Here is an 8,059-nt window from a genome sequence, read left to right as displayed (position 1 = left end):
GAGCAGACGGGCGTCGACCCGGCCCTGCTCCAGCAGCGCGCGCGCGTCGGCCGGAGGGCAGCTCGCCGCGAACCCGGCGCTCACCACGACTCCCGCCGCGCGCGCGCTGCTGGAGCAGGGCCGGGTCGACGCCCGTCTGCTCCTGCTCCTCGGTCAGCAGCTCGCCTCCGCGCCGCTCTCGGTCGCCGACTTCCCCGTCGGACCGAACGAGACCGACGGAGTGCGCCACCTCCTGGTCCTGTCCGGCTACAACGGCGCCGACGTGCCCGCGGACCCCACCGCCACCGCCGACGCCACGACGTGGCTCGGCAGCCAGTCGGGGGAGTTCGTCCCCTCCGCCGTCGAGTCGACCCCCCAGGGCCTCCTCGTCACCCTCGACCTCGACGAGCCGACCGGGCTGCTCCCGGGCGCGCCGTAAGGCACCACCCCACCCGAAGGACCTCTCATGCACCCGTTCGCCCCCTCCTCCCGCCGCCGCTCCTGGGCCGCGATCGCCGTCGCCGCGGTGGCCGCCGCGACGCTCCTCTCCGCGGCACCCGCCTCGGCCGCGGAGCAGGGGACCGGATGGGTGCGGGTCGCGCACCTCTCGCCCGACACGAAGTCGGTCGACGTGACGCTGACGTCCCTCGCGGGCGGCGGCGCCGCGTTCGAGCTCGACGACGTCGCCTACGGAGCGGTCTCGCCCTACTGGACCCTGCAGCCCGGCACCTACGTCGTGTCGATGGTGCCCTCCGACGCGCCGGAGGGCACGTCGCCCGTCATCGAGCAGTCCGTCGACGTGTCCGCGGGCACTCCGCTCACCGTCGCCGCTCTGGGCCGCAACGCCGTGCTGAGCACCACCGTCTTCACCGACGATCTGACGCCCCCGGCCGACGGGCAGGCCCGCGTCCGGGTGATCCAGGCGTCCACGACGGCCTCGCAGGTCGACGTCGCGACCACCACCGGCACCGCACTGGCCACCGACGCCGCGCAGGGGACCGCCACCCCGTACACCAGCGTGCCCGCCGGTCCCTGGAGCCTCGATCTGTCCGCCGGCAGCGTCTCGGCCACCGCCGACCTCGACCTGGCCCCCGGTTCCGTGGCATCCCTCTTCGTCCTCGACGACGCGAGCTCGGGACTGGTCGTCTCCCCGGTCCTCGACTCCGCAGCCGTGGGCGATCTGCCCGTCGGCGGCATCCAGACGGGCGGCGGAGCGACCGCCGTGCACGTCTCCTCCGCGCAGAGCGCGGACGCTCCGGCGGTCTCCGGACTGCTCGGCGTCGTCTCCGTCCTCGGCCTGATCGCGGGAGCGGTCGCCCTGCTCGCACGTCGCACCCGCCTCGGCGGCCGGACGAGCTGATGCGCGTCGCCGCGCACACGGCAGCCCTCGTCGCGGCGCTCCTGCTCCTCGCCGGGTGCTCGGGTGCCCCCGAGGCGGGCGCGCCCGACCAGGGCTCCCCGGACGCCGCGAGCACCGCGCCGTCGCCCACCGCCCCTGTGACGCCCGGGCCCGGTGCCGCCGGGGCGCTGCAGGATCCGGTCTCCGCAGCAGCACCGGCCCGCTCCTCGGTCGTCCCCGAGCGCGTGGTCATCCCCGCGCTCGGAGTCGACTCCGCGCTCGAGTCGCTGACTCGGGACGGCACGGGCTGGATCCAGCCCCCGGTCGCGGTCGACGAGGCGGGCTGGTACCGGGACGGAGTGGTCCCCGGCGACATCGGGCCCGCGGTGATCGCCGGTCACGTCGATTCCCGCATCGGCCCCGGGGTCTTCCTCGACCTCGCCTCCCTCGTCCCGGGCGACACGGTGGACGTCGTGCTCTCCGACGGGAGCACGCGCACCTTCGCGGTCACGGGCTCCGTGACGGTGCCCAAGGAGGACTTCCCGACGGAGGACGTGTACGGTCCGCAGCCGACCGCCCAGCTGCGCCTGATCACCTGCGGCGGCGTCTTCGACGACTCCTACGGCCACTACGTCGACAACGTCGTCGTCTCGGCCGAGCGGGTGGCCTGACGTCCCGCGACTCGCAGCCCGCTCGGTGGTTCGGCGCGTACCCTCCCGGGGTATGAGCACCACTTGGAAGCGCTGGGCGCCCGCTGCGGCCGTCCCCCTGGTCGTCGTCGTCGCGGCCGTCGCCCTGCCCCTCTCCGCGAGCGCCGCAGGGGACCTCCCCGAGAAGTCCGCCTCCGAGCTGCTGAGCTTCGTCGTCGAGAACGACGTCACCGCGTTCTCCGGCGAGATCGAGCAGACCTCCGACCTCGGCCTGCCCGACCTGTCCGCGCTCGGCGGATCGGCTCCCGGCGGGGCAGCGGGCGGGTCGTCCGGCTCCGAGGCGTCCGCCGTCGACGCCCTGATGGAGCTCGCCACCGGCTCCCACGAGGCGCGGGTCTTCGTCGACGCCGACCGCGGCGCCCGGCTCCAGGTCCTCGACCGCCTCGCCGAGCGCGACGTCGTCGCGACGACGGGCGAGGGCGTCTGGGTCTACGACTCCGCCGAGAACACCGCCACCCACTTCCTGCCCCCGGAGCCGGACGGCGCGGAGCCGGACGCCGCGGCCCCGCAGAGCGTCCCGCCGACCGAGGTGCCCACGCCCTCGAGCATCGCCGAGCAGCTCCTCGCGAGCATCGATCCCTCGACGACCGTCGCCGTCGGCTCCGACGTCGAGGTCGCCGGGCGCGACGCGTACGAGCTGGTCCTCACGCCGCGCGACGGCACGACCCTCGTCGGCTCCGTGACGATCTCGATCGATGGAGAGACGGGCCTCCCGCTGGGCGTCGCCGTTACGGCCCGCGGAGGCACGGCCCCCGCGTTCGCCGTCGCGTACTCGAGCATCGACTTTCGGGCTCCCGATGCGGCGATGCTCGCGTTCACCCCGCCCGCCGGTGCGGAGGTCGTCGAGAAGGCCGCGCCCGTGCACGAGGAGCCCGGCACCGTCGGGCCCGGCACCGTCGAGCCCGGCGCCGTCGAGCCCCGGGAGCCCGCCGCCGACGGCTCCGACGTCCTCACGACAGGCACCGGATGGGCGACCGTCGTCGAGCTGCCCGCCGGCGGCACCGAGGCGCTCGGCGCCCTCGACGCCGTGAGCACCCCCGTGCCCGGCGGCCGCGCCCTCGAGTCGGCCCTCGTCTCGGTGCTGCTGACGGACGACGGCCGCGTCCTCGCCGGAGCGGTCCCCGTCGACGTCCTGGTCGACGCGGCCGGTCGGTGACCACGGCCGATCTCGCGGTCGAGACCCGCGGCCTCACCAAGCGCTTCGGGCGTCAGGAGGCCGTCTCGGGTCTCGACCTCGCGGTCCCGCGCGGAGCCGTGTTCGGCTTCCTCGGGCCCAACGGCTCCGGCAAGACCACGACCATCCGGATGCTCCTGGCCCTCGCCGCGCCGACCGAGGGGAGCATCACCGTCCTCGGCGAGAGCATGCCCCGGCGCTCGGCCGACGTGCTGCCCCGGGTCGGCGCCCTGGTCGAGGGACCCGGCTTCTACCCGTTCCTCTCGGGTGCCGCCAACCTGCGGCGCTTCGACGCAGCAGAGGCAGGCACATCGTCGCGCACCCGCCGGGCGCGCGTCGACGAGGCGCTCGCCCGCGTCGGGCTCGGCGCCGCCGCCCGCAAGAAGGTCGGCTCCTACTCGCTCGGCATGAAGCAGCGCCTCGGCATCGCCGTGGCCCTCCTCTCGCCGCGCGACCTCATCGTGCTCGACGAGCCCACCAACGGCCTCGACCCCCAGGGGACCCGCGAGGTGCGGTCGCTGGTGCGCAGCCTCAACGCCGACGGCACGACCGTGCTGGTCTCCAGCCACCTCCTCGCCGAGATCGAGCAGCTCTGCACCCACGCCGCCGTGATGCGGACGGGACGCCTCGTGGCCCAGGGAGGCCTCGACGAGCTCCGCGGGGACGCCGCCGCGATCGAGCTCGTCACCCCCGATCCCGAGCGGGCGCAGCGGAGCCTCGCGCGGGTGGGGCTGGTGCCCCGGACCGCGCCCGGAGACCATCCCTCCGACCCGCCCGTCGTCCTCGCCGCGATGCCTCCCGGACTCGCCGCCGAGGCCGTCGTCGCCGCGCTGGTCGCGGACGAGGTGCGCGTGCGCGGCTTCGCCGTGCGGCGTCCCTCGCTCGAGGAGCGCTTCGTCGAGCTGACCGGGGAGGGATTCGATGTCGAGCGCTGACCCCGCGATCGCCGTGCGCCGCTCCCGTGGAGGAGCGGGCGGTCTCCTGCTCTCGGAGCTCGCACTGCTCTTCCGCCGCCGCCGCACGTGGGCGCTCCTGGCGGCCCTCGCGGCGATCCCCGTGCTGCTCGCCGTGGCCGTCCGGCTGTCGGGCGAGGGCGGCGGCCCGTCCTTCGTCGGAGCGATCGGCGGCAACGGCCTGTTCACCGGATTCGCGGCCGTCACGGTCGCCGTGCCGCTCTTCCTGCCGCTGACCGTCGGAGTGGTCGCCGGTGACGCGATCGCGGGCGAGGCGTCTCTCGGAACCCTCCGCTACCTCCTCGTCACCCCGGTCGGGCGGCTCCGCCTGCTCGCCGTCAAGTTCGCGGCCTCGCTCGCCTTCTGCCTCGCCGCAGCCTTCACGGTCATGGTGGTCGGCATCCTGATCGGCTTCGCCCTGTTCCCCGTCGGGCCGGTGACGCTGCTGTCCGGCAGCACGGTGCCGCCGGCCGACGCCGTCGCACGCGCGCTCGCGATCGCCGTCTACGTGGCGCTCTCGCTCGTCGGGCTCGCCGCGATCGGCCTCTTCATCTCGACGCTGACCGACGTGCCCGTCGGCGCCATGGCCGCCACCGTGGTCGTGTCGATCGCGGCGCAGATCGTCGGCTCCCTCTCGCAGCTCGACGCGCTGCATCCGTTCCTCGTCACCGACCGGTGGTTCGACTTCGCCGACCTGCTGCGCGATCCGATCGCGTGGAGCTCGTTCGGCGAGAACGCGCTCCTGCAGCTCGCCTACGTCGCCGTCTTCGGTGCCCTGGCGGCCGGCCGGTTCACCACCCGCGACATCTTGTCCTGACGCGGCGCCACCCGGCAGGCGCACGAGAGGCCGACTCCCGCTGCAGCGGGGAGGCGGCCTCTCGACGGTGCGGCGGGCTCAGCCCTGAGCGGCGAGCCCGAAGCTGACGGTGCCGCTGTCGTCGACCTGCGCGTCGAGCACCTTGTCGCCGAGGGCGACGGAGGCGGCGACATCGAGGAAGACGCGGGCGCCGTCCTGCTCCACCACCGCATCGGTGGTCTCCGGAGCGGCCGCGACCGCGACCGCGAAGTTCTGCGCGTCGAGGTCGTTCCCGCTGATGCGCAGGCCTCCCTCGACGGGGGTCTCGGTCTGTCCCGTGATGGTCTTGACGACGGTGCTGGCGTTGTCGGTGAGCGTGAGCATCGGTCGTTCCTTTCCGTCCGTGGTCGATGAGACGGCCACGATTCCGAGAACCGCCGCGCGTCTCAAGGCGGGGGAGCGGATGTGGAGGGGATGCACACCTGAGCGGCGGGGCGCCGGCCGATCGCCGACGCCTCGCGACCTGCTGCGTCACCCACGAGGCGCTCCGCCACCTGCGACACTGTCCGGATGCCCCCCGCCGACGCCTGCCCGTGCGGAAGCCGCCGCCACTACGCCGATTGCTGCCGCCCCGCCCACCTCGGCGAGACCCCCTCGCCGACCGCCGAGCGCCTGATGCGCAGCCGCTACAGCGCCAACGTGCTCGGCAGCGCCCCGTACCTGCTGGCCAGCTGGCACCCGTCGACCCGGCCCGCCCGCATCGACCTCGACGACGGCGTCCGCTGGCGCCGACTGCAGATCGTCGACACGGCCCGCGGAGGGGAGGGCGACCTCGACGGGCTCGTCGAGTTCCGCGCGTCCTACCGCTCGTCGGAGGGCGTCGGTCTCGTGCACGAACGCAGCCGCTTCGTCCGGGAGGACGGCCGCTGGTACTACGTGGACGGCGATCTCCTCGACGACGAGTCCTGAACGGACGAGTCCCGAGCCGACAGGTCCTGAGCCGACGACTCCGGAGCCGGGCGGTGCTGAGCCGACGGTCCTGAGCCCGGTCTTCCGGGCACCTCGCCCGCGGAGCCCCCGGCCGTCCTACGCTGAGGGGATGGCCCAGGAATTCCGCCGAGCGGACGACGCCTCCCGCTACGAGCTGCACCAGGACGGCGCCCTCGTCGGCGTCCTCGACTACCGGGAGAACGACGAGGCGGTGTCGCTCGTGCGCTCCTTCACCTCGCCGCCGTTCCGCGGCCGCGGCCTCGCCGGCGAGCTCGTGGCGTTCGCTGTGGCGGACATCGAGTCCTCCGGCGAGCGTCGGGTGGTGCCGCTCTGCTGGTACGTCGGCCAGTGGTTCGACGAGCACCCCGAGAAGGCGCACCTGCTCACCCGCGGGGGCTGAGCCTCACTCCCGGACGAGCGGCTCGACCCCTTCGAGGTCGGGTCCCAGGCCGATGTCCACCAGTCGGATGCGCCCGGCGTACGCGTCGCCGGGCGGCAGCAGCAGCCCGGCCTTGATCGCTCCGAAGGTCACGGTCACGTCGGCGGGCAGGACGACCGGATCGGGCACGCCGCCGTCGTCCGGTCCGACTCCGCTCGGCAGATCGACCGCGACGACGACGGGCGGGTGCTCGCGGTCGGCGAGTGCATCGATCACGGTCGCGACGATCTCGCGCGGCCGTCCCGTCAGAGCGGGGTGGCGGGTGCCGATGCCCAGGATCCCGTCGACGACGACGTCGGCCTTCGCGACCGCCGCCAGCAGTGCCCGCACGTCGCCGGCCGGCACGCGGTCGCAGCCCTCGTCCAGCGCGACCGCGAGGCCGCGCTGGTGCCAGCGGTCCGCGGTGAGCACCAGCAGCACGTCGACCCCGGAGGACGCCACCTCGGCCGCCGCGTAGAGGGCGTCTCCGCCGTTGTTCCCCGGCCCGACCAGCACGAGCACCGTCCCGGGTCCGCGCCGGTCGCGTCGGCCCGCGAGCAGTGCGCGGATCTCGCGGGCCAGACCGTCCGCAGCCCGCTGCATCAGCGGTTCGCGCCGTGCGAGGTGCGGCGCCTCTGCGGCCCGCACCTGCGCGGCGGAGTAGCCCTCGACCATCTCTCCACTGTGCGCTCCGACGGGCGGTTCGGCAAGTCCGGGGCACGCCCGCCCGACCCGGGCAGGGGCTGCTTCCGACTGACGTGAGGGAATGTCAGTGGTCGCCGGTTCACTTCTCTCGTGGGGCGGGACGGCGACGGTGAGGAGACGGACGTGGCGAGAGGGTTCGAGAACAGCGGGTGGGACCAGCCGCCGGGGTCGGCGGAGGTCGCCTCGGCGCTCGCGAGCGTGCGCGGGCACGGTGATCGAGCGGATGCGCTGGCGCGTTCGGCGGCTCCGGTGCTGCTGGCGGCGGCGGAGGAGTTGTATGCGGGGCATCGTGCGGCGCTGGGGTGTCCTGAGGCGTTCGCGCGGGGGCTGTCGCGGAGCGAGTCGGATGATCTGGTGGAGCGGTCGGTCCGGGCCGAGCTGGCAGTCGCGCTGGGGGTGTCGGAGCGGGTGGTGTCGCGGGATCTGCTGCATGCGCAGCTGCTGGTCGAGGATCTGCCGTGCACGCGGGCCGCGCTTTCGGAGGCGCGGGTGCGGTGGGAGGCGGGTCAGGTGATCTGCGCGGTCGCGGCGACGCTGCCTCCGCCGTCGCGTGCGGCGTTCGATGCTCGGGCCGCGCCGTTGGCGGTGGAGTTGACGCCGACGCAGTTGCGGCGGCGGGTGGCGCGGTTCCGCGACGAGCTGCACGCGGAACCCCTCGCGGAGCGGCATGTGCGGGCTCGGGAGGATCGCGCGGTGTGGGTGGTTCCGGAGGTGGACGGCATGGCGGTGCTGTGCGCGCTGCTGCCGGCCCCGGTGGCGGTGGGGGCGTTCGCGCGCCTGGATCGCATCGCCCGGTGCCTGCGCGAGGGCGACGGGTCCGGTGTGCCGGGTGAGGAGCGGACGCTCGGGCAGCTGCGCGCAGACGCCTTGGCCGATCTGCTGTGCGACGGCGACGTCGCGGGCACCGCTCCCGGCGGGGAGCCGGCGGTCTCGACGTTCGTGCCCGGGGTGCGCGCCGAGGTGCGGCTGACCCTGGCGGCGAGCACCGCCGCCGG

11 protein-coding genes are annotated in these 8,059 nt (G+C 74.7%); 9 read left to right on the top strand and 2 right to left on the bottom strand.

Translation table 11 applies throughout. From position 1 onward, the window contains the following. The 6 genes from NB037_RS17625 to NB037_RS17600 form a co-directional block, all read left to right on the top strand. On the top strand, nucleotides 1-418 hold a 418-nt coding region (locus NB037_RS17625), incomplete at its 5' end, for a hypothetical protein (protein ID WP_251948099.1). A gap of 27 nt (nucleotides 419-445) precedes the next feature. Then, a complete protein-coding gene (locus NB037_RS17620; RefSeq protein WP_251948097.1) occupies nucleotides 446-1,339 on the top strand; it encodes a DUF4397 domain-containing protein in 894 nt (297 codons plus the stop codon). Continuing rightward, on the top strand, nucleotides 1,339-1,989 hold the full coding sequence (locus NB037_RS17615; protein ID WP_251948095.1) for a class F sortase: 651 nt from the start codon (nucleotides 1,339-1,341) through the stop codon (nucleotides 1,987-1,989). Before NB037_RS17620 ends, NB037_RS17615 begins: the two co-directional genes overlap by 1 nt. Before the next feature lie 52 nt (nucleotides 1,990-2,041). Continuing rightward, nucleotides 2,042-3,184 carry a LolA family protein gene (locus tag NB037_RS17610; protein WP_251948094.1) on the top strand — a complete coding sequence of 381 codons (1,143 nt, stop codon included), beginning with the start codon at nucleotides 2,042-2,044 and terminating at the stop codon, nucleotides 3,182-3,184. After that, nucleotides 3,181-4,137, top strand: coding sequence for an ABC transporter ATP-binding protein (locus NB037_RS17605; protein ID WP_251948093.1), 957 nt, complete (start codon nucleotides 3,181-3,183; stop codon nucleotides 4,135-4,137). The genes NB037_RS17610 and NB037_RS17605 overlap by 4 nt, the downstream gene beginning before the upstream one ends. Continuing rightward, a complete protein-coding gene (locus NB037_RS17600) occupies nucleotides 4,124-4,972 on the top strand; it encodes an ABC transporter permease (protein WP_251948092.1) in 849 nt (282 codons plus the stop codon). The genes NB037_RS17605 and NB037_RS17600 overlap by 14 nt, the downstream gene beginning before the upstream one ends. Before the next feature lie 78 nt (nucleotides 4,973-5,050). Here the strand turns inward: NB037_RS17600 and NB037_RS17595 are convergent, their stop codons facing one another. Next, nucleotides 5,051-5,335, bottom strand: a complete 285-nt coding sequence (locus NB037_RS17595) for a hypothetical protein (RefSeq protein WP_207406373.1) — start codon at nucleotides 5,333-5,335, stop codon at nucleotides 5,051-5,053. A 186-nt stretch (nucleotides 5,336-5,521) separates the two neighbouring features. On the opposite strand from NB037_RS17595, the gene NB037_RS17590 reads away from it, so the two are divergent. Next, the gene (locus tag NB037_RS17590) at nucleotides 5,522-5,920 is read left to right on the top strand and encodes a YchJ family protein (protein WP_251948091.1); all 399 of its coding nucleotides are present in this window, start codon (nucleotides 5,522-5,524) and stop codon (nucleotides 5,918-5,920) included. After that, a complete protein-coding gene (locus tag NB037_RS17585) occupies nucleotides 5,898-6,341 on the top strand; it encodes a GNAT family N-acetyltransferase (protein WP_372490783.1) in 444 nt (147 codons plus the stop codon). Before NB037_RS17590 ends, NB037_RS17585 begins: the two co-directional genes overlap by 23 nt. Before the next feature lie 3 nt (nucleotides 6,342-6,344). Here the strand turns inward: NB037_RS17585 and NB037_RS17580 are convergent, their stop codons facing one another. Further along, nucleotides 6,345-7,034 carry an NAD(P)H-hydrate epimerase gene (locus NB037_RS17580; protein ID WP_251948089.1) on the bottom strand — a complete coding sequence of 230 codons (690 nt, stop codon included), beginning with the start codon at nucleotides 7,032-7,034 and terminating at the stop codon, nucleotides 6,345-6,347. A 153-nt stretch (nucleotides 7,035-7,187) separates the two neighbouring features. On the opposite strand from NB037_RS17580, the gene NB037_RS17575 reads away from it, so the two are divergent. Next, nucleotides 7,188-8,059: DUF222 domain-containing protein (locus tag NB037_RS17575; protein ID WP_251948088.1), on the top strand; the 872-nt coding region annotated here is incomplete at its 3' end.

This window comes from Rathayibacter rubneri, assembly GCF_023743255.1.
GTDB classification, from domain to species: domain Bacteria; phylum Actinomycetota; class Actinomycetes; order Actinomycetales; family Microbacteriaceae; genus Rathayibacter; species Rathayibacter rubneri.
Note: the sequence above shows the minus strand (reverse complement) of the source record. Positions and strands in the feature narration are given on the sequence as shown.